This window comes from Paenibacillus sp. BGI2013 (assembly GCF_002843485.1).
Classification (GTDB): domain Bacteria; phylum Bacillota; class Bacilli; order Paenibacillales; family Paenibacillaceae; genus Paenibacillus; species Paenibacillus amylolyticus.
Genome location: NZ_PJFA01000012.1, coordinates 176,633 through 199,103 on the forward strand (window position 1 = coordinate 176,633; position 22,471 = coordinate 199,103).

21 protein-coding genes and 1 pseudogene are annotated in these 22,471 nt (G+C 45.0%); 13 read left to right on the forward strand and 9 right to left on the reverse strand.

Annotation, left to right across the window (positions count from 1 at the left end; all coding sequences use genetic code 11):
- Nucleotides 1–40 precede the first annotated feature (40 nt).
- Nucleotides 41–2,563 carry a transglutaminase domain-containing protein gene (locus CXK86_RS24845; RefSeq protein ID WP_051446943.1) on the reverse strand — a complete coding sequence of 841 codons (2,523 nt, stop codon included), beginning with the start codon at nucleotides 2,561–2,563 and terminating at the stop codon, nucleotides 41–43.
- 277 nt (nucleotides 2,564–2,840) lie between these two features.
- On the opposite strand from CXK86_RS24845, the pseudogene CXK86_RS32760 reads away from it, so the two are divergent.
- Both CXK86_RS32760 and CXK86_RS24855 read left to right on the forward strand, forming a co-directional pair.
- A pseudogene (locus tag CXK86_RS32760) lies at nucleotides 2,841–2,954 on the forward strand (ester cyclase); the annotation flags it as partial.
- 129 nt (nucleotides 2,955–3,083) lie between these two features.
- Entirely contained in the window at nucleotides 3,084–5,462 is a 2,379-nt protein-coding gene (locus tag CXK86_RS24855) for a GH36-type glycosyl hydrolase domain-containing protein (RefSeq protein WP_076253755.1), read from the forward strand.
- Nucleotides 5,463–5,647: 185 nt separating this feature from the next.
- Here the strand turns inward: CXK86_RS24855 and CXK86_RS24860 are convergent, their stop codons facing one another.
- Nucleotides 5,648–6,403 (reverse strand): GNAT family N-acetyltransferase, encoded by a 756-nt coding sequence (locus CXK86_RS24860; RefSeq protein WP_076253754.1) that lies wholly within the window; start codon nucleotides 6,401–6,403, stop codon nucleotides 5,648–5,650.
- A 168-nt stretch (nucleotides 6,404–6,571) separates the two neighbouring features.
- Here CXK86_RS24860 and CXK86_RS24865 point away from each other — a divergent pair, with 168 nt between their 5' ends.
- The gene (locus CXK86_RS24865) at nucleotides 6,572–7,234 is read left to right on the forward strand and encodes a M48 family metallopeptidase (protein WP_076253753.1); all 663 of its coding nucleotides are present in this window, start codon (nucleotides 6,572–6,574) and stop codon (nucleotides 7,232–7,234) included.
- Between the two features lie 115 nt (nucleotides 7,235–7,349).
- Here the strand turns inward: CXK86_RS24865 and CXK86_RS24870 are convergent, their stop codons facing one another.
- Nucleotides 7,350–8,432: a Rossmann-fold NAD(P)-binding domain-containing protein gene (locus tag CXK86_RS24870; RefSeq protein ID WP_076253752.1), complete on the reverse strand. Its 1,083-nt coding sequence runs from the start codon at nucleotides 8,430–8,432 to the stop codon at nucleotides 7,350–7,352.
- A gap of 99 nt (nucleotides 8,433–8,531) precedes the next feature.
- A complete protein-coding gene (locus CXK86_RS24875; protein WP_036605985.1) occupies nucleotides 8,532–8,852 on the reverse strand; it encodes an ArsR/SmtB family transcription factor in 321 nt (106 codons plus the stop codon).
- Nucleotides 8,853–9,036: 184 nt separating this feature from the next.
- Between CXK86_RS24875 and CXK86_RS24880 the strand changes: the two genes are divergently transcribed.
- Nucleotides 9,037–9,423 carry an iron chaperone gene (locus tag CXK86_RS24880; protein WP_036605984.1) on the forward strand — a complete coding sequence of 129 codons (387 nt, stop codon included), beginning with the start codon at nucleotides 9,037–9,039 and terminating at the stop codon, nucleotides 9,421–9,423.
- Nucleotides 9,424–9,465: 42 nt separating this feature from the next.
- Nucleotides 9,466–9,999, forward strand: a complete 534-nt coding sequence (locus CXK86_RS24885; RefSeq protein ID WP_036605983.1) for an isochorismatase family protein — start codon at nucleotides 9,466–9,468, stop codon at nucleotides 9,997–9,999.
- Between the two features lie 184 nt (nucleotides 10,000–10,183).
- Here the strand turns inward: CXK86_RS24885 and CXK86_RS33070 are convergent, their stop codons facing one another.
- Nucleotides 10,184–10,264, reverse strand: a complete 81-nt coding sequence (locus tag CXK86_RS33070) for a putative holin-like toxin (RefSeq protein WP_373888078.1) — start codon at nucleotides 10,262–10,264, stop codon at nucleotides 10,184–10,186.
- Nucleotides 10,265–10,360: 96 nt separating this feature from the next.
- Entirely contained in the window at nucleotides 10,361–10,648 is a 288-nt protein-coding gene (locus CXK86_RS24890) for a DUF6809 family protein (protein ID WP_076253750.1), read from the reverse strand.
- A 142-nt stretch (nucleotides 10,649–10,790) separates the two neighbouring features.
- Between CXK86_RS24890 and CXK86_RS24895 the strand changes: the two genes are divergently transcribed.
- The 3 genes from CXK86_RS24895 to CXK86_RS24905 all read left to right on the forward strand — a co-directional run bounded on the left by CXK86_RS24895 (nucleotide 10,791) and on the right by CXK86_RS24905 (nucleotide 14,727).
- On the forward strand, nucleotides 10,791–11,000 hold the full coding sequence (locus tag CXK86_RS24895) for a helix-turn-helix domain-containing protein (protein ID WP_036605982.1): 210 nt from the start codon (nucleotides 10,791–10,793) through the stop codon (nucleotides 10,998–11,000).
- Between the two features lie 199 nt (nucleotides 11,001–11,199).
- Complete coding sequence (locus tag CXK86_RS24900) at nucleotides 11,200–13,335, forward strand: glycosyltransferase family 39 protein (protein ID WP_256720177.1); 2,136 nt, start codon at nucleotides 11,200–11,202, stop codon at nucleotides 13,333–13,335.
- A 405-nt stretch (nucleotides 13,336–13,740) separates the two neighbouring features.
- Nucleotides 13,741–14,727: a phosphotransferase enzyme family protein gene (locus CXK86_RS24905; protein ID WP_076253749.1), complete on the forward strand. Its 987-nt coding sequence runs from the start codon at nucleotides 13,741–13,743 to the stop codon at nucleotides 14,725–14,727.
- Nucleotides 14,728–14,855: 128 nt separating this feature from the next.
- On the opposite strand, the gene CXK86_RS24910 is transcribed toward CXK86_RS24905, so the two are convergent.
- Nucleotides 14,856–17,096 carry an S-layer homology domain-containing protein gene (locus CXK86_RS24910; RefSeq protein ID WP_076253748.1) on the reverse strand — a complete coding sequence of 747 codons (2,241 nt, stop codon included), beginning with the start codon at nucleotides 17,094–17,096 and terminating at the stop codon, nucleotides 14,856–14,858.
- Nucleotides 17,097–17,332: 236 nt separating this feature from the next.
- Nucleotides 17,333–17,935: a hypothetical protein gene (locus CXK86_RS24915; protein WP_076253747.1), complete on the reverse strand. Its 603-nt coding sequence runs from the start codon at nucleotides 17,933–17,935 to the stop codon at nucleotides 17,333–17,335.
- Nucleotides 17,936–18,274: 339 nt separating this feature from the next.
- Here CXK86_RS24915 and CXK86_RS24920 point away from each other — a divergent pair, with 339 nt between their 5' ends.
- From CXK86_RS24920 to CXK86_RS24930, 4 genes are read left to right on the forward strand one after another with little or no spacing between them, the layout of a single operon-like run.
- Nucleotides 18,275–18,601, forward strand: a complete 327-nt coding sequence (locus tag CXK86_RS24920; protein ID WP_256720176.1) for a GyrI-like domain-containing protein — start codon at nucleotides 18,275–18,277, stop codon at nucleotides 18,599–18,601.
- 35 nt (nucleotides 18,602–18,636) lie between these two features.
- A complete protein-coding gene (locus tag CXK86_RS32765; RefSeq protein ID WP_257468183.1) occupies nucleotides 18,637–18,750 on the forward strand; it encodes a hypothetical protein in 114 nt (37 codons plus the stop codon).
- Between the two features lie 25 nt (nucleotides 18,751–18,775).
- Nucleotides 18,776–19,225 carry a hypothetical protein gene (locus CXK86_RS24925; RefSeq protein WP_076253746.1) on the forward strand — a complete coding sequence of 150 codons (450 nt, stop codon included), beginning with the start codon at nucleotides 18,776–18,778 and terminating at the stop codon, nucleotides 19,223–19,225.
- Nucleotides 19,222–19,662, forward strand: coding sequence for a hypothetical protein (locus CXK86_RS24930; RefSeq protein ID WP_076253745.1), 441 nt, complete (start codon nucleotides 19,222–19,224; stop codon nucleotides 19,660–19,662). The genes CXK86_RS24925 and CXK86_RS24930 overlap by 4 nt, the downstream gene beginning before the upstream one ends.
- Before the next feature lie 114 nt (nucleotides 19,663–19,776).
- On the opposite strand, the gene CXK86_RS24935 is transcribed toward CXK86_RS24930, so the two are convergent.
- The gene (locus tag CXK86_RS24935) at nucleotides 19,777–20,181 is read right to left on the reverse strand and encodes a CBS domain-containing protein (protein ID WP_036605969.1); all 405 of its coding nucleotides are present in this window, start codon (nucleotides 20,179–20,181) and stop codon (nucleotides 19,777–19,779) included.
- 177 nt (nucleotides 20,182–20,358) lie between these two features.
- Here CXK86_RS24935 and pbp4 point away from each other — a divergent pair, with 177 nt between their 5' ends.
- Nucleotides 20,359–22,446 (forward strand): penicillin-binding protein PBP4(5), encoded by a 2,088-nt coding sequence (gene pbp4 / locus CXK86_RS24940; RefSeq protein ID WP_101314782.1) that lies wholly within the window; start codon nucleotides 20,359–20,361, stop codon nucleotides 22,444–22,446.
- The last annotated feature ends 25 nt before the right edge of the window (nucleotides 22,447–22,471 follow it).

Genomic DNA, 22,471 nt, shown 5'->3' on the forward strand with positions numbered 1-22,471 from the left:
TTGCTTGTGAAAAAGCAAAGGGGATTGCTGTGTAACTAAGTTACTTCTGCTCTGGTTTCGGGTCCAGAATGGCATAACTGCCTAGCGTGGCTAATTGTGCTGTGTTCAGAAGCGCTTCATCCACTGCTGCGAGGGCTTCGCCGGCAGCTGTCATCAGCTCATCAGAGTCAACAGGTGAGGCGAAACGGAGAATGACGCGGTTCTCTCCTTTTTTGAGTTCACTCTCAGCCTTGGTTTTGTACTCATTAATGGATGCGACTTCGAGGTTATTTTGCACATAATAATCATTGGCATCGCTCTCGCCATTGAACATCGCGAGCTCGGAATCAAGCCAATAATCTTGATCCGCTATCGTTTTCTGACTTGCAGCAGTCTCATCGTTGGCATTGTACAGGAAGTATGGGATGCCGGAGTTCGTCAGGTTGTTCGTAGCATCTACATGGAACCATTCGTTACCGATTTTGACCTTGTTCCATGCATGTGGAACACCACTGGAGGCTCCCGTTACGACGATGCTTTCCAGTCCCGAGAGATCGGAGAGCAATTTGTAGACGGAGGCATAGCTGGCACATACCCCAACCCCTTTGACCAGAATACCGTATGTGGTAAACGAGTCATTGAACTGCGGATCGACATTTTTGAAGTTGTTTTGCTCCGCATTTTCCAGTGCTGCATCATCATACTTCGCGTTATCGTTCAGATAATCGTAGATGGCTTTACGTTTCTCATCTTCGTTCATACCATCCTTGATGATGGAAGCAACAACTTCGTTTGCTTTGGCAATAATCTCATCTTGCTTCTTCTGGATACCACTAGCCGATTCATTGTAATAAATGGAAAGGGTAAGTGTACCATAGTTGTATTCGAAACCTTCCACACCAAGAATCAATGGATTCTGGTACATCACTTTCAGAACAACATCTGAGAGTGTCGTGAAATTTTGAGCTTCGGGGAAAGCTTTTAACGAAATTTTATCTTGTGCCGCAATCATATTTTTGGCTAAAACTTCTTCCAAAGCGGAATCTGCATTGATCATTGCATCGCCTGTAGCAGGCTGAGGCACGGTTTCCTGATTACCTTGTTCTACATTTTGCTGTGTATTCGATTTCTGCTCATCTACCAGGTTGTCTTCTACAGCTTCTGGAGCTGGAGCAGGTGTTTCATTGGAAGCTTCTTCAGAAGCCATATCTGAAGAATTATCAGAAGTATCATCGGAAGCCTCAGTAGATAGAGGATCAGTTGCATCTTCTGAAGTCTCAGTATCGGTTGTGGACTCTGTAGTTGGAGTTTCCGAAGCCGGTGCTTCTTCTGTTTCTGTTGCAGACTCAGGTGCATCATGATTGTTGATGATTGTTGGCACGTCAGGTGCAGGAACGTAAGGTGTGTCATTCTTTGGTTCCACCAGTCCGTTGCTGGAATCGGCTACGGTTTGCTGAGAAAGTCTGTCCAGGTCTGCTTGAGTTACATTCTCTACGCGTACGTAACTTTTCAGAGCTGTTCCTTTAATATGAAAAGGAATATTTGTTTCATTGAACTCTGAAATCTCTACGCTTTTGGTATCATAGACAATGGTTTCACGAGCTAGAGAGCCGTCATTGTACTCAACTGTTGCTTTCTGAGGAAGTACATCTATATTCTTTAATTTCTCCCTATACAATTGTTCTTTCAGAGATGTTGGCAACTGGGAAGCAAGCGGAGCTGTAGGGACACCTCTGCTAAAATTGGATTCTTTGCCTCCGCCGATTGCAGTGACGTAATATTCTCCTCGTATACCATGGTTCTGAGTGGTAGTTATCATTTCATTATAAGTGCCTAGCCCGCCTTTTCCGTCTCTCAAAAAATCATTGAAAGACGTCTCTGTCGTTACCGCAATATCTAAAGGCAGACTATTACTAAAAGCGTCCTCTGCGCCAGTTAGAGGTACATTTGTATCGAAGTTGGTTAGGTCAGAACGTTTATAAATTTTATATTCGGTGGCACCTTCAACCTTGTCCCAGACCAACTTGAACCGTCTATCTTTGTCAATTTCGTATCTTAGGTTAGGTACGGGTAACTCCGATTTCACTGTAAACGGAATAATGATGGGCTGATCGAGTAGTGTTAGCTTCTCAGCATCTGGATCATAATTCAGACGAATGTAATAAATGGGGGCACCGCCCCAAGAACTTTGATCCTTGTTCATCATGGAATCTGAACTTAAAACGCCCCATCCAAGAGGCTTAATGGAAACACTATTGTCGTTTGTCTCTGGAATGGCATATACATCGCTTGCTTTGAGTGCTTTAATATCGGTATGTACACTAATAATGTCACTAGCTCGCAGGTTACTTTTACGTAAATCGGCTTTAAACTTGAACATAAATTCTTCATCCTGAGCTACGTTGTACATCGGCATGATCGCTTGTTCCGATTCAGAGCCGTATTTCTGCTTCAAACTTAAAATGGTAGAACCTTCTACTACTTCTGTAGGGTTATTTTCGGACGGACTACTCTCCTGTTCAGTACTCTGGCATCCAGCCAGTAACAGGGTGAGTGCAAACATAATGAAAAATAGACGTTTCATGATACACCGCTTTCTTGTTTTTCTGAGTTGCTCTAATGCTACGTTTCTAACACCGAAAGATTATCAAATATGGTTAAAACCCATACTCGAACCTCTTAACGGACAAACCTCCTATTAATTTCCTAATATCCTTTGCTAGTTTATGGTCATATTGACGCATTGTCAAGGTGAGAGGGTAGGTTTTAAGTCCTGTAGAACAATAGAACAGTTGTAATTCCATAGCGGGGGGACCATGTTAAAATACAAGAGTTACTACATATTTATATATAATAGAAGAATAATTGAAATTGCCAGTGCAGTATACCGAGTGGAAAATGAACAAATTGCAGAGTATTGGATTCAGATCGACAGGTTGGGCATCGAGAAACAATTGGAACGTAATCGGAGCTGAGTTTCTCAGCTCTTTTTTAGTTTTCAGTTCTTTGTAAGCGTTCCCGTGTTATAATGAACAAAGTTGTATACAAGTTATCTAAAACGTTTTCTGTCTTTTGACTCCATAATCTGAAAGTGAGGTTCAGTGATGATTAAAGCAACGGAAGATAATCAATATGTTGAACTAACAAGCCCGACAAGTTTACCGAAGGCATCCGGATTCCTTTGGAATGAAAAGATGATGATTCATGTGAATTGCCGGGGGTACGCGGTGGCCCAATTCATGCAGCCCGAACCTGCTAAATACTCGTATGCGCCCAACCTGGAAGCCAAGACGTTTATGCAACCGGAGCAGCCATACTATGCCCACCATCCGGGACGGTTTGTGTACATTAAAGATGAAGTAAGTGGCGAAATCTTCTCCGCCCCGTATGAACCGGTTCGCAAGCAGGCGGATAGCTATACGTTCGCTGTCGGTAAACACGATATTCACTGGAAAGTGATTCAGGACGACATTTGCATCGAGATGTCCCTGCGCCTGCCGAAGGAAGATGTCATGGAGCTATGGCGTGTGAAGGTAACCAATCTGTCTTCGAGAAAACGCAAGCTGAGTATCTACCCGTATTATACGGTCGGTTATATGTCCTGGATGAACCAGTCCGGTTCATATGTGGAAGATTTGCAGGGCATTGTCTGCTCGGCGATTACGCCGTATCAGAAATATCAGGATTATAGCAAAATCAAAAATTACAGCGACAAAACCTATCTGCTTGCAGATCACCAACCGACTGGCTGGGAAGTAAATCATGAGACTTTTGAAGGCGAAGGTGGACTACATAATCCTTCGGCCCTGCAGTCGGAGACATTGGCTGGTGGAGATGCACGGTACGAGACACCTGTAGCTGTATTGCAATATAGAGTCGAACTGGAAGCAGGAGCGGAGCAGACGTATCGATTCATCTTTGGTCCGGCTCATGATGAGACAGAGATTGAGGGCATTCGTCAGCATTATTTTGTGAAGCAGAATAAGGATGGACAGGATGGTTTCGTCGCAGCCGAACAGGAGTATGCTGAGTATATTGCGGAAGGGCAAGGGAACATCCAGATTCAGACACCGGACAGCTGGTTAGATAATGTCGTGAATCACTGGCTACCTCGCCAGATGTACTATCATGGCAAAACCAACCGTCTGACAACCGATCCGCAGACGCGGAATTATTTGCAAGACAACATGGGCATGAGTTATATTCAGCCGCAGATTGCACGAGCTGCGTTCTTGACCGCTTTGTCTCAGCAGCATATAAGCGGCGCGATGCCAGACGGCATTATTTTGCACCCGGACGCAGAACTGAAATATATTAACCAGGTTCCTCATACCGATCACTGCATCTGGCTTCCGGTCTGTATGAAGACCTATCTAGATGAAACGAATGACTATAGCATTTTGGAGGAACAGGTTGCTTTTACAGACAGTGAACAAAAAATTTCCGTACTGGAACATATGAATCTTGCGATGCGCTGGTTGATCCATGAGCGTGATGCGCGTGGGTTGAACTATATCAATCAGGGTGACTGGTGTGATCCGATGAACATGGTGGGATACAAAGGCAAAGGCGTATCCGGCTGGCTGACCATTGCGACGGCATATGCGTTCAATGTGTGGGCAGATATTGGTGAACAGGCAGGGCATGGCGAGGTTGCAGCGGAATTCCGTCAGGAAGCCACTCAGACCAATGCGGTAGCCAATGAGTATCTGTGGGATGGGGACTGGTATGCCCGCGGAATTACGGATGATAACGTAGTGTTTGGTGTAAGCAAAGACGTGGAAGGGCGCATCTATATCAATCCTCAGAGCTGGGCACTTATGAGCGGTGCTGCGGATCAAGATAAACAGGAGAAGTTAATTCGTGCGGTAGAGGAGCAATTGGAGACGCCATATGGTGTCGAGAAACTCGCGCCGTCTTTCACCGCCATGCGGGAGGATGTAGGTCGTGTCACGCAGAAACATCCGGGAAGTGCAGAGAATGGTGCAGTGTACAATCACGCGGCGGCGTTCTATATTTACGCGTTGTACCTGGTGGGCGAGAAGGAGAAGGCGTATCGTCTGTTGCGTAAAATGATTCCGGGCCCCGATGGCGAGGATATTCTCCAGCGAGGTCAGCTACCCGTATTTATCCCGAATTATTATCGCGGAGCCTATCATCAATTCCCACGTACAGCTGGGCGCTCTAGCCATCTATTCAATACCGGCACGGTGCCTTGGGTGTATCGTTGTCTGATCGACGGATTGTTTGGATTGCAGGGTCATGCACAAGGGCTTCAGGTTCGTCCGCAGTTGCCAGAAGATTGGAACGAGGCATCGGTAACGAGGTTGTTCCGCGGGGCTGAGCTGCATGTAAACATGAAGAAGGATGCATCTGTCCAGACAATTGAGGTGTATGTTGACGGTCAACGGATTGCAGGCGACATCATCAAGAATATACAGGCTGGCGTGAAATATGAGGTGCTGGTGAAACTGCCTTTGTAGAAAGAGTACGGAGTAGCTGATAATCGGTGTGAAGAGTTTTAACAATAATGAAGACAAATTAAAAACTGCCTTTCCTTTATAGAAGGAGGGCAGTTTTTGCTTTCAAGATGTTGTTTTGAATTGATACGTTTGTCAGACTGAATATGATGAAAGAATCCACAAGCTAAGCTTGATTAGCAAACCCTCTATTCTTTGACTCTGTACCAATAGCTATAAATCTCTGAATAACCCAGCTTGGCGTAAAGTTTCAAGGCAGGTGCATTATTCGCAACCACTTGCAGGTAACTGGATGTAGCACCTTGTTTTTTTGCCCAATGCAGGAGATGCAAGATCATCTGTTCAGCAAGTCCCCGATTCCGGAAGTTAGCGTCTGTTATGATGTCATACAATCCAATGTAGCCACGTTCGATGACACCAAACCCACAAGCGACGACTTGCCCATCGATCAACAGCGAGATGAAACCTACCTTTGTCCGGATATTGTCCAACATTAATTCCGTCGTTTCCCGTTGCAGATCATTCACCTGATTTAGCCTGCAAAAATGATCCAGCCACGCTGTGGTCAACTGTTCGTCGATCTGTACAGTTTGGTGCACAGGCTCTTTGATCTCTTCCAGACTCCGAGTCTGGATACGGGTCAGATCGACAACGCCATACCCTTTGTCTTGCAAAAGTTGATCGAGATGATCCGGCTGAATAAACGGCGTGATTTTGAATATGGTACTTAACTCATTGGAGGCATAGATGCGCTCACATTCCTCAATCTTTTCATGCACATCCAGAGTGGAGTAATGGATAGGTTGAACGGAGTTGGCACGTTTGGTATATCCTTTGGCAAAACGCAGTACCCAGCCGTCATATAATATGGTGGACAAGGGTTGCCAGTGGTTAAGCGATAGTTCTTCAATGGTTTTATGTTCTGAATCTATGGTATGTGTCATATCCAACCTCCGATTTTATGATTAAATAATAATACATAATTATGTATAAAAATACAATACAATACAATACAATACAAACATATATATCGCCGAACAATATGCATTATAGCCGGAGATGGTATACAATTTAATTTGGTTGAAAGAATAACTTCAGAAGCGGAGCGCGTTATGTTAATTATAGAATTAAATAATCACAGCATTAACTGTCATATCCAATACGGCAAACGCAAGAAAGTGTCCATCACGATGGACTTGCCTTATATGGTAACAATCAAAGCACCCAATGGTACCAGTGAAGACATGATCCGGCAACTTGTAGAGCAGCACGGGGATGTAATTTTGAAGAAATCCGCACTGATGCAGCGGGCGCTCGATGGTCCTCAAGCCAAGGAATACGAAGATGAGGGCAAGGGGAAGTTTCTGCTTTTTGGCAAGGAGCATGCACTGCATGACTTAATCCCTGTAGAGGGTCTGACAGAAGAAGAGCTGCGAGCGAATCTGAAGAAGTTTTATTTTGCCGAGTGTAAACGTATGATTGGGGAGCGCATCGGTCGCTATCAGCAGGAGTTGAAGGTGAAGCCGAAGTCAGTAGAGATCGTAGATTCTCCCACCAAGTGGGGCAGTTGCAGCTGGGACAAAAAACTTACGTTCAATTATCGTCTGGCGATGGCGCCACTGGAAGTGATGGATTATGTCATCATTCATGAACTTTGCCATATTCACCACATGAATCATGATCGCTCCTTCTGGCGGCGGATCGGTAGCATCATGCCGGATTACAAAACAAAAGAAGATTACCTGATGCGAAATGGTCGGGCTATGACACTATAATTCCAGACCCAAGTTTGTACTTGATACGATAGATCCCTCCATTATAATTCGTAAAATCCGCGATGGTCCCACTGTTTGCAGTGAGCGACTTCGCGGATTTTTTGTTATGTCTGGATCAGGAGTGGGTTACTTGAACGCCGTATTGTGTGAAAAAATGAGTAACCGCATCCATGTTCATTCGATCATCGAACAGATGCTCAGGATAATAGATGCCTGGAGCCATAGGTTTGTCCATTGGCATCATCAGTATCTTCTCGGCTTGCACCGCAGCGCCGAGTGCAGTCATGTGGGTCTGACCGATTGGGTCAGAGACCGTCATCGTTCGTTCAACCTGATTACCTTTCGCATCCAGCCCTTTCAATTGAATGACCAGATGATGTGCACTCCCGGTTCCCGGATTATAGAGCAATTTCCGCCGGAATGGCTGAAAACGTTCACCACTGATCATCTTCCATACTCCGGTTTTGACCAATCCGGCGAGTGCATAGGTAGATACCTTACTATCGAATGAGATACGGAAACTGGCGGAATCGATATGGCTGGTATGAGGCAAAGTGACGTGATCGGGTGTGTCCAGTCTGTAACATGGGGTCGTATACCCGTTCGGGAAATGAACTTTGATCGGATCTGTCATGGGGTAGACGAGTTGGTTCGTGTTGGATTCGGTGACCTGAAAAGGAATACTCATCCGGTCCATGAAGGCTGCCGAATCAGGGCCGGCCTTATCCCGCAGCGACCATAGGGCATGAATGTTTAGTTCGACATGTTGCAGAGAGTTAGAAAGTATCATGGCAAAGAGTGACGCCGTTCCTGCCATCCATCCAGAGGACAGCACTACCGGAGAATGAAGCTCTTCCTGCTCTACTGTACGGATCGCTTGATTGAACACCTCAGTCCAGCGTGTTACATCGATAAGTGGAATTTTTCTCCGCACTGCCGATACCAGTAGCCGATCATCCAGATCGTTCACTGCATTAATGATTAACGATATATTCTCTCCTGCGTGAATCAGTGGATCGTCTGCATTGGTATCAACAACAATCGTTTGGACACGATTGGATGGAAAAGGTGCTGCTTTACCTGCAGAACGGCCTCCCAGTAACAATTCCAGATCAGGATGCCTGTCATGCAAAATGCGGGCAAGCTGTGCACCTACAGCACCATAGCCTCCTGCGATGAGAACTCTTTTTCTATTCATTCTATATACCTCCGTTGATATGTTTATGTACTTATATGTTTAAACTATTGAACATATAGAAGTGAAGAAAAGGAATGCAGTACACCAGCGCGGTATGCGCTAGCTCTGACATTCCACTTCCACGAGATGAACGAGCTGTTTGATTAATTCGATAGCATCGTTGAACTCCAGCTTGTAATACATCTCCGTACCTTTCTTCTGAACCGATAACAGCCCGGATTGACGCAATATTTTCAAGTGATGAGAGACCGTAGGGCGTGACATGGGGACATGCTCTGCAATCTGTGATACGTTCATGCTCTCTTGATCAATGAGCAGCGATATGATTCGCTGGCGAACGGGGTCTCCCAAACCTTGAAGATAAGGACTTAGATTCTCGAAAATATCAATAACTTTTTGGTTACCCATCGATTCGTTCATGGCTCACTCCGTTATAATGTTTAATTGTTTAAACGTATTATAAGGCTTAGTTCACTTAAAAATCAAATTTAACATTCCAAGTTGCAGGAAAATAGCTGTTCCGTTTGTCCATTTGAAGTACAATATAAGCAAATATGCCCGTACCACGAATCCATTGATGTATCCGTGGTGGAAGGAGTCCAAGATGGCTGAGAGTAACCATTATTCGGTGCTGGTAGATGAATATATCTCGGAGTTTGCACCTGATGTACAGGTGAGATTACAGGCAATAAGACAGATTATTCGTGAAGCGGCTCCGAACGCCGAAGAGAAGATCAGTTACAAGATGCCTACGTATGCACAGCATGGGAATTTGGTTCATTTTGCCGCTTACCAGCATCATATTGGGTTTTACCCTGCTCCCAGGGGAATTCAAGCTTTCCAGGAGGAACTCTCCAAGTACAAAGGGGCTAAGGGATCTGTCCAGTTTCCGCTGGACCAGCCATTGCCGGAGGATCTGATCCGCCGGATTGTGGAGTTTCGGGTGAAAGAAAATGTGGAAAAAGCTCGGGAGAAGAAGCAGAAGAAGTAGTAAATGGTAAAAACCTGTTAGTCTACTGAAGGGGAAGTACAGATGAACAAAGCACTAATCGTGTTGGATGTGCAGTATGGGATCAAGTCATTGAAGGATTTCACAGTTCAGTTGGGCAAGATTGAAGCGGTTATCGCTGATTTTGAACAGCAACATGAGCCAATCATATACATGAAACATGTAGATTACGATCAGGAGGGTTCTTCACTGTTCTATAAAAATGTTGAGAACCTGGAAATTATAATGGGTACCGGTCAGTATCCTGTTATGGAGAAAAGCAAACCAAGTGCCTTCAGCAATCCGGAGCTAAGAACTTGGCTACATGAGCATCAGGTAGAACATGTATTTATTGTTGGATTCAACATGGAATATTGTTGTCTGTTTACGGCAATTACTGCGGAACACGAAGGGTTTAAGGTAACCTTGATTGAGGACGCAACAGGTTCGGTGAACACAGCGGAGACGTATGAGATGCCGGGTCTGGACATTCAGGATTTTGTCGGTTCGATTTTGAATTGGTCGAATTGTATTGAAGTTTTATATGTGGATGAGTATAAAGAAATGTATCGTATCTAGCGTGGTTTACATGTGACGCCTGAGATTTGAGTATGGTATAATAAGAGCAGATTAGACGTAAAATGCAAAGAGAGCCGTGCTGGTAACACGACTCCTCCGAGCAATAGCCGCTTTTAAGGGCGGTGGGCTTCGGTAACATAAGGGCACGATGAAATAGACCGCATTCCTTTGCTACGGGGGCGGTCTATTTGCGTTTATCGGACAGAATGGCAACGATGAGCGTACCAAAGGTAAGCATCAGCAAGATTGCTTCAAAAACTGTCACAGGGCATCCCTCCCTTCATGGCGAGGTAGCCGACCGACCCTTTAAGCCTATTCTATTGCTTTGTTGATTATAGCATATTTTGTAAGAAGCCAGTTGTTAGAAGCTGTTTATATGTAATTCGTTCATTAGCTGAAGAGCATCCCGAAACCCTTGTAAATAAATCTCTCTTTCCAGAAGTGTTTGCATAGAGAGTTGAGTATCTTCATATAGAAAAAGGGTTTGATTCAGTTGCTCCGGTAAAGCTTGGCGAATATTCTGAAAGTATTGATCAGATTCTTTAGATAGTTGGGTATAATCAGGCTGCGTGTGAGACAAATTGTTGTATAATAACTCTAAGCGCGTTCGGATTAACGGTTCTGCTAAAGATTCCAAGGATTCTTTCACTATGTACACCTCTTTTTGAGTATTTGTAGATATTAAGTTTCCATTCGAACACTACAGTGTGCATTATGTTTATTTGAATATACAACTTGTAGTGTGCTTTGTCAACATCACAGTGTGCATTTTAGTTTGGAGGGGAATTCGTATGATCAAGGTTCATTTATCTCGTATTATGGGTGAGAAAAGAATTAATATTGCTGATTTATCCCGACTAACCGGATTACATAGAAATGGGATTGCCAAATTATATAATGAAGAAACCGATGGTGTGAAGTTCGATACGCTGAATCGAATATGTGAGGCTTTGGATTGTGACATCCAGGATATCATTGAGTTTATTAAGGACGAGAAGTGATCTTCAACAATTAGCTAAGGCCCTATACTTTTAAAAAATTGGACATATAGACCGTTACCTTTATCGAAGGGACGGTCTTTTTCTGTTTGTATACACATACTGATCCGCACCGATCGCAAGCGTTACTCCTTTTCAGCGATTTTTCAGCCAGAGCCATTATAATACTCACGGAATCCTGTAATCGAAAAGGAGTTTTTGCATGTCTAAGGTGCTGCATAAGTCGTTTTATCTCATTTTGCTCGTGTTTGTTGCGGTGTTTATTGCTTCGTCCTTGTTGGTTCGGGCACAGTACAACTACGCCTTGTATGGGGACAATCCCATTTTGAGCTTGCAGCAGTGGAGTATTTTTCTCCCGGTCATTCTTTTGCTTCTTGGTTCAGGTGTTGGGTTATATGCTCTATGTCTGAAGCTGAACAAATACAGTCCGAAGGTTGTCATTCCGATTGTGCTGTTATGTTCTCTGGTCATTCAGATCATCATCATTTTTGTATTTCCGAGAGTGCCCACTGATGATTCACAGACCGTTCTCTCACTCGCCATGAACATGCTGTATGACCAAGATTACTCTTCGTTTGAAACGGGTGGTTATCTGTACATGTTCCCGTTTAACTACTCGATCGTCTTGTACCTGAAGACATTGCTGTACCTGTTTCCGGACAACTATCTGGTCATCAAACTATTTAATATTTTGTTTTCAACGTTAACAACGTTCATGATTTATCTTATTTATAAACAAGTGAATGACAGATCCACGGAACGTGATTACGGTGTGTTGATCTTTGCAGTGACGTACCTGCCTTCCCTATTCCTGAACAACCTGATCTATAACGATGTGATTGCCACAGCATTTCTGACATCTTGTTTATACTTTGTTATTCGTTTTGTACGTGAAAAGTCTTGGAAAACCATCGTCATTGCCGCCGTTTTTCTCGCGATGGGCAATTACTTCCGAAGCATTGGCGTGATCGTGCTAATCGCTGCCATCATATATATTTTGCTGAATTTGCGGAGCATCGGAGCGAAGAAAGTTGTGATTTCCATCGGTGTGCTAGCTATGTTGTTTAATGTACCAACCTGGACTCAGAATGCGGTTCTTCAATCCTCCGGTGCTGTGAGCGACCCTGTCGGAGAGAATGCTGCACCGGTCTATATGTGGCTGAATATGGGGATTAATCTGGAGCGTTTTGGCTTCTGGGATAATACGGAAAGTTATCAGATCTATCAGAGGCAGGCTAACTACAGTAAGGCAGAGAGCGCAGTATTATTCAAACAAGAGATCAGCAACAAGTTGTCTGAAGCAAGTGCAAGTGACTTGGTGCAGATGTATTACAAAAAGATTATATGGACCTGGACCGAAGGAACGTACCAGATGGACCGCTACGGAATCGGCAATGAAAGTTCCATGGGTGCCGGAAGAGGAAGGGGAGGCGGAATCGCAGGCTCCTACAGTTACACCAATGCGATAACAAAACTGTTACAAGGGGATTCGGCTTATCGGACAGGTTTGCTCTGGATCGTATATGTGATGAATTTCTTGATGTACTGTTTTATTTTCATCCGGTTGGTCGGTGGAATTCGTCGTAAACGGTATGATGAAGTCTCCTTAATCCTGGTCATTCTCGGATTCATCGGATTTTATATTCTGTGGGAGATTAAGTCCAGATACATCTACCCTGTATATCCGTTGTTGGTTGTGCTGTCCTATATGGGTTTCAAAGATACGTATGACTTCATATTCCATCGTAAAGGTACCTTGGAGAAATATTCCCTGAGAAAAGGTGATCATATGCGAAAAAATAAATATTTCACATCGGTTACAATACTCCTTTTGCTGGGGTGCTCGGTTATGCTTACGGCCTGTGATGTGATAACCGCCCAGAATATTACCAAGACCAGTTCTGTGCAAGGGATGAACGGTGGCGCTATGCCGAATGGTGGTGGCCTGGGCATGAATGGAGGAACACCGAGAGGTGGAAGGGGCACCCCGGACATGAATGATCGAACAGGCAGTCCTGGCATGACGCAGGGGATGATGAATGCCGACATTACTGGTAGAGTCATCTCCGTGAATGGAAACACAGTTACGCTGGCGTTACTTGAGGTGCAGGATACCTCATCTCCAAGCATGGAGTGGAAGGATACCGGAATGGAGATGAAATTGAATATAAGTGATGATGTTGTTATCACTGAAGGTATGGGGACGCCGGGCTCGGGCAATTCCAGCTCACGTGCGAATTCGTCCATTCAAGTGTCTGATCTTCAAAAAGAAAACATCGTGATGGTGTGGTATAAGGACAACACCGAGGCGGTGGAACGGGTGAGGGTTGTCCAGTAAAAAATGATGGGATTATCGTCATTTTGTAATTGCTTACATTTGGCTTATCGGCTATTATGGTAACAACTGGTTTTTTGAAGGGAGTGAGCGTCATGAAACGACGGTCTAAGATGGTATGTTCTATTACTACAATGAAGGTAAGCATAAACTGAATAATTCCGGCAGACCATTCAGATGCAGGGTGAAAACATCCAGTTTCCCAGTCCGATCTGAGATCTGCCGATATATAGGGATATAACTGCTCATTTTTTCTGGCGTATGCGAGGTTTATTTGCTTGTGCAAATTTCTCATACACTCAGAATTTTTAAAAGCCGCAGGCATAGCCTGCGGCTTTTTGCGCGCAAAAATAGGCATTCGTTGCCTACAAGCAATGCACATAAAACGATCAAAAAGGAGAACTGCCCATGTTAAAATTAAAATATTTATTTCAACATAATGATCTTGCCGAGATGATTTTAAAGAATTGGAACTATGATCCCGAGTCGCTGAATATGTTTCAGTATTATCGCATATCCTCCAATGCCGTGTATCCGTTCAGAGATCAGGGGGAAGTGAGAGTGCTTCGTTTTGCCCCGGTAGAGGAGAAAAATCAAGTCAACCTTAGCGCGGAATTGGAGTTCCTGCGTTATCTTCAAACGAATCATTATGGAGCCATGGAGGCGGTACCTTCCCATTCAGGGACAGAACTCATAGAGGCTCACACCCCATGGGGAACGTACTATGCTTCCGTATTCAAGCGAGTCCCCGGATCGCAGTTAGGAAGCATTGATTTGAATGACTCCATCCTGTACAGCTATGGTCAGGCGTTAGGTGAGCTACATCATCTATCGCGCGCATTCATGCCTGAGCAAAAGGAGAAACGCTGGACCTATACAGATGTTTTGAATTGGATGCAGGAGATCCTGAAGGGTTTTCCTGGTGAAAGGGCTGCTCTGAACGAGGTGGAGTTTCTCCGAACGTATTTTGCGACTTTACCGATGACCCAGCAAAATATCGGTCTCATCCACTACGATTTTGAACTGGACAATGTTTTCTATGACGAAGGTAGCCAGTCTTGTTATGCCATTGATTTTGATGATTCGATGTATCACTGGTACGCAATGGACGTGGAACAGAGTCTGGATAGTTTACGTGAGGAGATCGAGTCTGAACAATGGGAGCAGAAGAAACAATTGTTCCTGAACGGGTACTGGTCCGAGGCAGGAGAACGTTATGATCTGGAGAGTATGTTCCCCGCTTGTCGCCGTTTTGCCAACTTGTACGGTTATGTGCGTATGCTTCGATCTGTTGCAGAGCAGTGGTCACATGAGCCAGAGTGGATGAGCGGACTAAGAGCGAGGTTAACGAGGATAATGACAGAAAAGGCAGAGCAATTCGGTCATCCGCTTTAATTTCTAGTGCAGCCGATGCTTCTCCAATTCCATAAAAATATGTCATGTTCACACCAGAAATAATATGTTTCGAGAAAAAAAACCAGCTGGGAATTCCATGTAGAATTCCTAAGCTGGTTTTTTACATGTTACTCCGTATAATCACTTATCGCAGTTCGCCCCGCCTCTACACTGATCCAGTAGGAATAATCTTCGCGCACGTCCACATAGAGGTTAAGTTCCTTCGCATCAAGGTTACTTACCGTTAATTTGAAATTGCCATAGGCATCTGTTGTAACCTGTTGCGTCTGGATGTGCTCTACAGCAGGCGAAGGACCATGGATTTTGATCGGCATCGTCTGGTTGGCATACGCCGGGAACGTACCTTGAAGGACCAGTGTGTGATCGGAAGAATATACTGCTTTCATGGTCTGATCCGGTAGTCCGCCGTTCTTTTCATTCTCGGTAGCTTCAGTGGCATTCTTTGGCCTGCTCCATAGTTCGAAGCCTTTTTCCTTCAGGTTCTGGAGAAAAACAACGGCCTCTGCCCGGGTCAAGGATTCTTGTCCCGCATAACCTTGCACCGTAGCTGTGGTTTTGCCTGAAGAGTATCCCATGTTCAGCAGATACCGGATGGCATCGTCGTCCTGGGTATAATTTTTACCGCCAAGCCCCGCCACGATAACGGCTACTTCTGTTCGGTTCAAGGCACGATTGCGCAGCTTCGGCTTCTGTTTGCTGGCATCCAGTTTCAGATTCAACGCGGAAGCATAGGTGTAGTAACGATCACTCCAGATGTTTTCTTTGATAGCTTGTCCCTCTGCAGCATCTATGCTCTGAATGACATGGGAATTCGCATACAGCTTGAACAACATAGAGAGGAATTCGGCTTCACTCACCTGATTGTTGGGTTTGAACGTTCCATCCTCGTATCCACTGACCATCTCCTGTTGAACGGCCCATTGAATGGCATCTTTCGCCCAATGTGTGCGGATATCAGTTAATTGGGGAATTCCCGTTACCGTAACAGAGACAACAGCTTCTTTCCCTTCAAAACGAATCCGAATTTCGGCTTTACCAGCCTGAAGTCCAATGATTTTTCCATCCTTGATGGCAATGCGATCTGACGTCGTGGTGAAGGAAACGTTAGACTGTGGAACATAGGATGTTCCGTTATCATTCACGGCAGTGATTGAAGGCAGATCAATCTGTTCTCCTGCTCGGACTTTCAGGTTTGGTTGTCCTGGCGTTATGCGGGTAAGAGTTGTATCTTGAACACCGTCCACATGGAAGAAACGTGTGGAGTATGAGATTTCCGCTGCTGTACCGTTTTTCTTTTGCAGACCTGTAATTCGAATGTTGAACGTATCGCCGTTTTTTAACAATTGCACATCGTCGGGACGGAATATGATGGCGTAACCATATCCATATCCACCTGTCTCTACATTGAAATAGGCTTGATTAAACCATTGTTTATCCGCAGGGTCCACGTTGTAATAACCGGTTGGAAAGCCACTGTTCTGATTCTTTGCATTAAAGGTCCATGTACGTTGATCGGAAGTCCGAGTCATCTCGACCTGTACCTCAGATAGTGATGGTTTCGCAAATACATCTGTATTCAGTTGAACAGACCAGGCCTGTGTGCTGCCAAAAGCTTCGATTGGAAATGCGCCCTGATTCGGGAACAGGCTGTAGTTGAACGAAGTTCCCCCAGTTCTGCTTTTATCAAATACCTGCATGGCACTATAGTACTGATCATATGTCTTGCCTGCTTCACTACGAGTGGCGAGTCCAAATCCGATTCGTTGCAGTTGTGGACTCAAAATCCAGCGCCGATGACCGAGTCGATCAATATTGGAGGCGTCTGAATCATTCATGTAGGCCTGTATGCTTTTTGTCAGGACGTTATTCTTTGCACTGCTGGTAACGTACAGATTGGAGCTGCTGGCAGACTTTGAACCGGTGTCAAAGAAATCCTTTGGCATATCTCCTGGCTGTTTTGGAGAATGGGACAGGTATCCGCCCGTGGAGACCACAACAGCCCCATGCTGGGCTTGACGATTCAATTCCGGATCAAGGACAAGATCGCCCTGTAGCCCCGTGATAAAACGATAAAAGTTGGCTGCATTCAGCCCTTGTTCCAGATAGGCGTCACTTACCACACCAGCAGAGTAGGGAGCACTTGTCGAAGGTGTCTTTGTATACAGGGGAGATGTATCATTGCCATTCATCCACTGATTCCACTTTTGGACAATCTCCTGCTGACTTCGCTCAGGTAACAAACTGTCGACCTGTTCCGCATGTGCCGCTTGAGCACCCCATAACAGAAACAGCAAACCTGCCAAGGGCAGAGTGAACAGTGAATGTATTTTATTTTTCCGGTAAACCATGTTTCCAACCCCTCTCATATCTGAACGTACGAAGAACATATGCATGTTCAGCATTATGGTATATTCATCGACATTACAGCTGGTTTTGCTTAGGACCAGGCATGAGAGCATAAGGCCGAGCATGTGAAGGAGGATGTTTAAATTAGGGAGTTGGTGGTTCATTTGTTAAAAAAAGAGCACAGGCCACCCCGCTGATTGGGGACTGCTTATGCTCTTTCTACATATGTATCTACTTTTTAGTCGAGACTCAGGTCGAAATCAGGCTCACACATATAATCTAATGGGTACAGATCATCTCGTGCCGAGATTAATGCACGGAAATGAAGATCCCTGATACCGTGCTCAGTTACGCTTTCATCTGAGCGATTGGAGACAAGTTCAGCTACCACAAAAACGTCTTCTGCGATGTTACATTTAAAAAGAACATTTTTCGGATGAATGACTTCCTCCAGGTAACTGTACGTCATCACGTGAAATGTTTGTCCGCGCCAGTTTGTCTTGATCACTTTATAGGACTTTGTGCGAACCAGATCCAGATAACGTTCCAGCTGGAACGTATGCTCGAATTGCGTAATATAACCTTTTTTATCTACATCAATCGTAAATTCGACATCATAGCTCACATGCATTTCATCTTTATAAGTTCCGTTCATAACCTTCATGTTGTCAAAGTGTGATCCGAATTCCGGATCTTCTACATAGGGAATGGTAACGAGTTCGGGGTCAACATATTCTGTGATCTTACTGTTACTGGAAGGTGGGGTGTAATACTTCGATGGCTGAAGATCAATCGATCCAATCATGCTTCCAGGAAAACCGGGGCTGCAAGTTATTCGCATAGTCATCTCCTTAGTTGTTGGTCAGTAGTTAGACGAACGACTAGGGAGAAAGTTGCACCAGAATAAGGAAATGAAGGACGGGAAGAACCCAGTATGTCTATCTCCCAACATCGAGCAGGAACGAATGGTAGGTAAATATTCTTTTAAGTCATGAATCGCACGTCTACTTCTGTTCCTGCTACTTTCATATGACCAGTAGCACCGGCGCTATTTCCAATCGTTCTGCTCTTTTGATAAAGTATCTGTAGGACATAACGGAGATACATATCAACTATGAGACAACATGAATGGGTCATGGAGAACCGTGCCCCGTATCGCTCTCGGAGAGGAGTCCATCTAATGAATGTGAATGATAATGTGATCGAACAACAGTCCCTTACCTTTGTGGGCATCAAACGAACGTTCTCTTGTGTGGGTGGAGAGAATTTAAGAGAAATTCCTAAGATGTGGCAGGATGCTTTGGCAGACGGCATTGAGGAACGTTTAAACGGGTTCAATAACGGAGCTATTCCCGGTCTGGTGGGCATCTGTGTAGATCAGAGAGAGCTGAAGGATAATCAAATGGAGTATTGGATTGCTACCTCTTACTCAGGTGAAGTGCCTGAAGGTTTGGTGTCCATCGAACTTCCTGCGTCCGATTGGGTCGTATTGAAGCTGATGAACTAGAGCCGGAAGCGATACAACGGTTGTGGCACTATATTATGACAGAGTGGTTTCCTTCCACTTCATATCAGCATGCAGGGATTCCAGAACTTGAAGTGTACAAAGGTGATGGCACACCTCCCCAAGTCTGGATACCTGTAAAATCTGTGTGAGCAAAATTGAATTAGGAGGTCTGCGATGTTATCCAATAAAGTGATTGATCATTGCCAGGAGCAAGGCTGGTGGCATGAAGATGTTCCAGCAGCCTACGAAGAAGCATTGCGGAAGCTTGGAATTGATCTTCAATCGGGTTTTGCACAATTTTATTTACATGCAGAGGATGGACCAACTTTCTACAGCAGGCATCAGGAGTTGTATCAGATCTGCTGGTTTATGGAGAACACCGTATATATGGAAGACATGGATGTAGCACAGCTTACACTGGGACTTCCCGAGGCGTATATTCCACTGGACAGTTTCGAAGGTGAAGGTGGATTTTTCTACAACCGTCAGACGGGAGAAGTGGTACTGGTGGAACTGGGTGAATCGATTGAACGGTTTCTTAATGGCGAGAGTGAGCCGCAGTGGGCTGATTTCAATGCTTTTCTGGAGTGGTATTTCGTTCTGGAGGAGGAGACGGTGCAATGAAAGATCTGACACCGGAACATGCCGAACTGGAGCGACAAATTGTAGAAACGGTAGAAGCCGGTAATGTGCTGGATGAGACGCAACAACATGAACAAGCACTTATCTATTATGATCAGGCATGGGGCATGTTGCCCGAGCCGAAGATGGAATGGGAGATTGCAAGCTGGATCGCATCCTGTCATGCGAATGCACATATCGATCTGAAGCAGTATGGACTGGCCAAGCCGTGGGCTGAGATATCGTTAAGTACGCGGAGTTCGGATAGAAGTACGAGTCCGTTGATCGATCTCGGCATGATCTGCATGAGACTTGAACAGCATGACGAGGCGTATTCGTATTTGCATCAGGCGTATGAGTTCGGCAGAGAGCGTGCATTTCAGGGAAGTCCGAGGGACGTGTTGAGTTATTACATTGAAGAGCGGGCTAAGCGTAACTAGAATGATTCCGACCAGACCATGAAACAAAAAGGGTACCCCGGTTTGGCCAAAACATGACCACAGGAGTACCCTTTCGAGTTGAATATTCGTTTATTACAGGATGTTTGACTTCATTTAATCCGAAATGTTACGCGTATAGTATTCAATAATATCCTTACGACGGATAATACCGAGGAAGACACGATCGACATCCACCACGGGCACAAAATTTTGGTCTGCTGCAAGTGTCAGCATATCCTCCATTTCAGCCTCAATGAATACACATTCATTATATACCCGATTGTTAATCTCATGGACCTGAACCTGATCCATCGTATCAAAAGTCAATCCGGGTGTATTTCGCATTTTCCATAACAAATCGCCTTCGGACAGGGTCGCAACATATTTTCCATCCTGGTCAATCACGGGAACGGCGGTGTAGTGTTGCGATTCCAATTGCTCAATAGCATCTTTCATGGAAGCGGTAGACTTGATATAGGCCACTTCGGCTTTGGGGAGTAAAAAATAGCTGATTTCCATCATCGGGCTCCTTTTCAGCCTTTTGCATAGCAAAAAAGCTTTAGTATGTAATCTCACTCTCCTTATTTAAACATATTATGTGAGCTTTCGGCTATTTTTAATGATAAATTCGTCAGATTTGTTTCATTGTTTAAATGGCTCTGGAAATCTATAGTGTATATTAGAGGTGATGTAACCATGAAATCAAAACGTAAATTAATGTACGGACTGCTGCCCATCTTGTTTGCAGGTGGAATCGGAATGTATCTATACATGCAGAATAACAAAGAAGCAGAGGCTAAGCCCCAGACTACCGTGAATCAATACATAGAGCATCTGCAAAAAAAAGAATTTGACCAGTTGTACACCTTGATGACACCTGCTTCGCTGCAAGAGTCGGGCATGAACAAGGAACAATTTGTTGAGAAATACAATGCGATCTATTCGGGTATGGAAGTATCCACCGTCAAGGCGGAGGTTAAACCTGTGGAGGTTGACGAAACGGCTTCCGATGGCAGTAAGACCGATGCAGAGAAACAAAACCCGGATACATATGAGGTGGATTACAACCTGCAACTGACAACTTTTTTGGGAGAAGTCAGTGAGACGCATACATTGAAAATGGTCCGGCAGGAGCTTGAGGACGGAGGGAAAAACTGGAAAATTAACTGGCAGCCTTCACTGATCCTGAATGACATGGTTAAGGGCAGTAAGGTACGAGTGAGGACACTGTTCCCGGATCGTGGAGACATTGTGGATCGTGATGGTTTGCCGCTCGCTACTAAGGGCACGATGAATGAATGGGGCATTGTACCTGAGAAACTTGGGGATAACCCGGACCAGATGATTGCCCGAATTGCGAGCCATTATCAGGTTTCGGAAGATGCCATTCACAAGGCGCTTGCGCAGACATGGGTGAAGCCAGAGTATTTTGTCCCGATTGGTTCAACGGAGGAGTTTGACGTACCAGAATCTTTAAGCGGGGTTACGATGCAAAGCAAGGAAATCCGCTATTATCCACTCGGCAATGCGGCTGCACACCTGATTGGATACGTGCGCAAAGCCACCAAGGAAGATCTGGATAAGGATACGGAAGGATATTATCGCGCAGAAGATTGGATTGGCAAGGCGGGTTTGGAGCAGTCCATGGAGAAGCAGCTGCGTGGTGAACGTGGTGGTCTGATTGAAATCACAGATGAATCCGGTAACTCCCGTTCTGAGCTTATTCGTAAGGATGCTGTAGATGGACAGAATGTTCAACTGACGATTAGCTCCAAACAACAAAAGAAATTGTATCAGACATTATCCAGTGGTGGAGATGCCGGTGCAATGGTTCTGATGGATCCGACGGACGGCAACCTGTTAGCGTTGGTCAGTGCGCCTTCCTATAACCCGAACAAGATGGTTACAGGACTTACTCAGGTAGAGTGGGATGCTTATTCGGCGAATGAGAAGCTTCCTTTTATCAACAGAGTCACTACCCGGTATGCACCAGGATCAACTTTCAAAGCGATTACAGCCGCAGCGGGACTGCTGGAGAAGGTGACTACAGCGGACAAAACCCATGATATCTCTGGCTTGCAATGGCGCAAAGACGATAGCTGGGGCGGTTATTATGTTAAGCGTGTGAAGAGTTTATCCCCGGTTAATATGGTCGATGCTCTGGTGTACTCGGACAATATTTACTTTGCCATGGAAGCGATTGAGATGGGCAGCACCAAGTTTATTGATGGGATCCAGAAGTTTGGTTTTGGCGATAACTTTGGACTGGATGAACTGTATCTGAAGCCAAGCCAATATGCCAACGAAGCACATCTGGATCTGTCTTCCGAGGTATTGCTCGCTGATACGTCCTACGGGCAAGGGGAGATGTTAATGTCCCCGATACATCTGGCGTCGTCATTTACACCTTTTATTAATGAAGGGAAGCTGGTGAAACCTGTTCTGATCGAGGGAAAAGAAAGCACTGAGCCTGAGTTAATCATTACTCCGGAAGCCGCAAATACGGTTAAGGATGCTTTGGGAGAAGTTGTTTCCCGGCAGGGAGGCACCGCCCATACCTTGAATTCAATTCCTGGAGGACTCGCGGGCAAGACAGGAACAGCGGAACTGAAAGCAAAAAAGGGAGAGAAGGGACAGGAAAACGGATTTTTCGTAGTGTTTGATACCGACTCTCCGACTTTCCTGTTATCCGCTGTAATTGAAGAGGTGAACGGCCGAGGGGGAAGCCACTATGTCGTGGATAAATTAAAGCCTTTTTTGGAAAAGTTGGAGATTACGCAGTAAATCCGATTTAATATATAGCCTCGCA

Bases quoted from the DNA above. Each gene is read 5' to 3' on its own strand.
- pbp4 (WP_101314782.1), top strand. From the start codon at position 20,359: ATGAAATCAAAACGTAAATTAATGTACGGACTGCTGCCCATCTTGTTT.
- CXK86_RS24930 (WP_076253745.1), top strand. From the start codon at position 19,222: ATGAAAGATCTGACACCGGAACATGCCGAACTGGAGCGACAAATTGTA.
- CXK86_RS24910 (WP_076253748.1), bottom strand. From the start codon at position 17,096: ATGGTTTACCGGAAAAATAAAATACATTCACTGTTCACTCTGCCCTTG.
- CXK86_RS24865 (WP_076253753.1), top strand. From the start codon at position 6,572: ATGTTAATTATAGAATTAAATAATCACAGCATTAACTGTCATATCCAA.
- CXK86_RS24855 (WP_076253755.1), top strand. From the start codon at position 3,084: ATGATTAAAGCAACGGAAGATAATCAATATGTTGAACTAACAAGCCCG.
- CXK86_RS24900 (WP_256720177.1), top strand. From the start codon at position 11,200: ATGTCTAAGGTGCTGCATAAGTCGTTTTATCTCATTTTGCTCGTGTTT.
- CXK86_RS24920 (WP_256720176.1), top strand. From the start codon at position 18,275: ATGAATGTGAATGATAATGTGATCGAACAACAGTCCCTTACCTTTGTG.
- CXK86_RS24925 (WP_076253746.1), top strand. From the start codon at position 18,776: ATGTTATCCAATAAAGTGATTGATCATTGCCAGGAGCAAGGCTGGTGG.
- CXK86_RS24880 (WP_036605984.1), top strand. From the start codon at position 9,037: ATGGCTGAGAGTAACCATTATTCGGTGCTGGTAGATGAATATATCTCG.
- CXK86_RS24885 (WP_036605983.1), top strand. From the start codon at position 9,466: ATGAACAAAGCACTAATCGTGTTGGATGTGCAGTATGGGATCAAGTCA.
- CXK86_RS24875 (WP_036605985.1), bottom strand. From the start codon at position 8,852: ATGAACGAATCGATGGGTAACCAAAAAGTTATTGATATTTTCGAGAAT.
- CXK86_RS24915 (WP_076253747.1), bottom strand. From the start codon at position 17,935: ATGCGAATAACTTGCAGCCCCGGTTTTCCTGGAAGCATGATTGGATCG.
- CXK86_RS24870 (WP_076253752.1), bottom strand. From the start codon at position 8,432: ATGAATAGAAAAAGAGTTCTCATCGCAGGAGGCTATGGTGCTGTAGGT.
- CXK86_RS32765 (WP_257468183.1), top strand. From the start codon at position 18,637: ATGACAGAGTGGTTTCCTTCCACTTCATATCAGCATGCAGGGATTCCA.
- CXK86_RS24895 (WP_036605982.1), top strand. From the start codon at position 10,791: ATGATCAAGGTTCATTTATCTCGTATTATGGGTGAGAAAAGAATTAAT.
- CXK86_RS24935 (WP_036605969.1), bottom strand. From the start codon at position 20,181: ATGGAAATCAGCTATTTTTTACTCCCCAAAGCCGAAGTGGCCTATATC.
- CXK86_RS24860 (WP_076253754.1), bottom strand. From the start codon at position 6,403: ATGACACATACCATAGATTCAGAACATAAAACCATTGAAGAACTATCG.
- CXK86_RS24845 (WP_051446943.1), bottom strand. From the start codon at position 2,563: ATGAAACGTCTATTTTTCATTATGTTTGCACTCACCCTGTTACTGGCT.
- CXK86_RS24905 (WP_076253749.1), top strand. From the start codon at position 13,741: ATGTTAAAATTAAAATATTTATTTCAACATAATGATCTTGCCGAGATG.